General features: G+C 73.4%; 4 protein-coding genes. 2 read left to right on the top strand and 2 right to left on the bottom strand.

Annotation, left to right across the window (positions count from 1 at the left end; translation table 11 throughout):
* Both L2C96_RS44100 and L2C96_RS44095 read left to right on the top strand, forming a co-directional pair.
* Positions 1–566 (top strand): AraC family transcriptional regulator (locus tag L2C96_RS44100; protein WP_237340317.1); only part of this gene is annotated, 566 nt, incomplete at its 5' end.
* A gap of 68 nt (positions 567–634) precedes the next feature.
* Complete coding sequence (locus L2C96_RS44095) at positions 635–1,216, top strand: dihydrofolate reductase family protein (RefSeq protein WP_027929448.1); 582 nt, start codon at positions 635–637, stop codon at positions 1,214–1,216.
* A 7-nt stretch (positions 1,217–1,223) separates the two neighbouring features.
* Here L2C96_RS44095 and L2C96_RS44090 read toward each other — a convergent pair whose 3' ends face one another.
* Positions 1,224–2,210 (bottom strand): L-threonylcarbamoyladenylate synthase, encoded by a 987-nt coding sequence (locus tag L2C96_RS44090; RefSeq protein ID WP_237340316.1) that lies wholly within the window; start codon positions 2,208–2,210, stop codon positions 1,224–1,226.
* A gap of 161 nt (positions 2,211–2,371) precedes the next feature.
* The coding region (locus tag L2C96_RS44085) for a lipoyl synthase (protein ID WP_237340315.1) at positions 2,372–2,940 on the bottom strand (569 nt) is incomplete at its 5' end.

Below are 2,940 nucleotides of genomic sequence, written 5' to 3'. Positions count from 1 at the left end.
CGTGGGGGCTGGCGCCGTTCCTGCCGATGCCCGCGGCCGAGCTGTGCGACCGGCCGGTGACGGTGGAGCAGGTGTGGGGCCGGCCCGCCGTCGCCGAGCTGCAGGACCGGCTGGCCACCGCGGACGGACCGCAGGAGATGCTGACGCTGCTCGAGGACGAGCTGAGGCGACGGCTGCGCGAGACCACCGGCCTGGGGCTGGTCCGCCACACGAGCAGTGTCATCGCGGCGGCAGGCGGGGCGGTGGCGATCGGCGACCTGACCGTGGCGGCCGGTGTCAGCAGCACCCATCTGGCGCACCGGTTCAAGCAGCTCGTCGGCGTCACGCCGAAGCGGCTGGCCCGCACCCACCGCCTCATCGCCACCGTGTTCGCGATCGACCCCGCCGGACCGGTCGACTGGGGCGGCCTCGCCGCCGCCGCGGGCTACTTCGACCAGGCCCACTTCGGCCACGAACTGCGGGAGTTCACCGGGCTGACGCCGACCCGGTACCTCGAAGTCCGGCGGCGGTTCCTGCGCGAACACCCCGGCCACGCGCTGGAGGGCTGGCCGCTGCCCGCCGATTGATTTCTTACAAGAGCCGCGGCTGACGACCCGCTAGTTTCCGGGGCACCCAAGCAGAGGAGGAGAGTCCCGTGGGCAAGGTGGTCATGTACAGCTCGGTGTCGGTGGACGGCTTCATCGCGGACGACAACGACCAGCCAGGGCCGCTGTTCGACTGGCTGACCAGCGGTGACGTCCCGTTGGACGACAGCGGGGCGGTGAAGGTGTCGCAGACGTCCTACGACTACACGCGGGCGTACTGGGACCAGATCGGGGTGACGATCGCCGGCCGCCACGTCTTCGACCTCACTGATGGCTGGGACGGCAAGCCCCCGGGCGGGATCGACCACGTGGTCGTCGTGACGCACCGGCCGCCGCCCGAGGGCTGGGACCCCGGGGCGCCGTTCCACTTCGTCGACGGCGTCGAGGCGGCCGTGGCCAAGGCACAGGAGCTCGCGGGCGACCGGCTGGTCGAGGTCGCCGCCGGTGACGTCGGCGGCCAGGTGCTCGCCGCGGGTCTGGTCGACGAGGTGCGCATGGACGTCGTCCCCGTGGTGTTCGGGTCCGGCAAGCGCTACTTCGGGTCGGTCGACGCGCAGCACCTGCTGGAGGACCCGGAGGTGGTCATCCAGGGCAACCGGGTACTGCACCTGCGCTACCCGGTGCGCCGCTGACCGCGCGTCATCCCGAGTCGCGGGGCCCGGCGGCGCGGCGCAGCCGGTTGGCGATCGCGAGTCCGAGCCCCTCCTCGGGCGGCAGGGACGCCACGACGAGGTCGCAGCCCCGCTGGTCGAATTCGCGCAGGAACCCGTAGAGGCTGCGCGCGTAGTCGGCCATCGAGCCGGGGACCGGCACCACCGCGTGCACCGCCGCGGGACCGTCGCCGGACGAAGGAGGCAGCAGGACACCCACCTTGTGCCCCTGCTCCTGCGCGAGCTCCGCTTCGACGACGACCTTCTCCGGCTCGACCAGCACGACCCGCGCCTCCGGCGCGTAGTGCGAGGGGTGCTGGCCCGGCACTCGGACGTGGCTCGTCGACGGGACCGCGACGGGCCGCCCCAGCACCGCTTCGAGGTCCTCGCGCGTCACCCCACCGGGCCGCAGGACGCTCGGGGTGTCGCCCGTGACGTCGACGATGGTCGACTCCACACCGACGTCACACGGGCCGCCGTCCAGCACGAAGTCGACCACGTCGCCGAGTTCGGCCCGCACGTGCTCGGCTGTCGTGGGACTGACGGAGCCGAACCGGTTGGCGGAGGGGGCCACGACCCCGCCGCCGAACGCCGCGAGCAGCGCGAGCGCGACGGGATGGCCGGGCACCCGCACGGCGACGGTCTCCAGCCCGCCGGTCGCTTCCAGCGGAACCCGGGGCGCGCGCCGGAGCACCAGCGTCAGCGGCCCCGGCCAGAAGTGCTCGGCCAGCAGCCGCGCCGTCGCGGGCACCTCCTCGACCCACTCCCCCAGCAGCTCCGCACCGCCGATGTGCACGATGAGCGGATGCGACGGCGGGCGCCCCTTCGCCTGGAACACCCGCGTCACGGCGGCCGCGTCCTCGGCGTTGGCGCCCAGGCCGTAGACCGTCTCGGTGGGAAGGGCCACCAACCGCCCGGCGCGCAGCAGGCCGGCCGCCTTGTCGATGTCGTAGGTACTCGCCGTCACGGGCGCCATCCTCCCACCGGCCCGCTCACCCCTCGCGGCCCCGGCCCCTCCTGACGGTTCCCCGGCCGATGGTGCGCGCGTGCTGCTCGACGGCGGCGCAGTCGGAAGGCAGCCTCCGATCCTGGCAGTGTGCGCCCGACAACCCAGCGGTCCGGCCGGCGATAGGACTTTCAGCGGGTCAGGAGGCTGCTGGCTTCCTGGGCGGCGGGTCCGGCTTCGGCCAGGTGCGCCAGGTTGGCGGGCAGTTCCTCGCCGCGGTGGCGCTTGGTCTGGGCGTAGAGGCGGCCGGCGCGGTAGGAGGAGCGGACCAGCGGCCCGGCCATCACCCCGGCGAACCCGAGGGCCTCGGCGACCTTGGCGTGCTCGACGAACTCCTCCGGCTTGACCCAGCGGTCCACCGGGTGGTGCCGCACCGACGGGCGCAGGTACTGGGTGATGGTCAGGATCTCGCAGCCGGCCTCGACCAGGTCGCGCATCGCGCGCTCGACCTCCTCGGGGGTTTCCCCCATACCGAGGATCAGGTTCGACTTGGTGACCAGCCCGGCCTCGCGGGCGCGGGTGAGGACCTCCAGCGACCGGGCGTAGCGGAAGCCGGGGCGGATCCGTTTGAAGATCCGCGGCACGGTCTCCACGTTGTGCGCCAGCACCTCCGGCGCGGAGCCGAACACCTCGGCCAGCTGGCCGGGGTCGGCGTTGAAGTCCGGGATCAGCAGCTCCACCCCGGTGCCCGGGTTGAGCG

Origin of the sequence: Amycolatopsis tucumanensis, assembly GCF_021654135.1 — a bacterium.
GTDB classification, from domain to species: domain Bacteria; phylum Actinomycetota; class Actinomycetes; order Mycobacteriales; family Pseudonocardiaceae; genus Amycolatopsis_E; species Amycolatopsis_E tucumanensis.
The sequence above is the reverse complement of the archived record's forward strand: the minus strand, read 5'-3'. Positions and strand labels throughout refer to the sequence as shown.

Excerpts from the sequence above, each read along its gene's own strand:
- L2C96_RS44090 (WP_237340316.1), bottom strand. The coding sequence starts at position 2,210 with ATGGCGCCCGTGACGGCGAGTACCTACGACATCGACAAGGCGGCCGGC.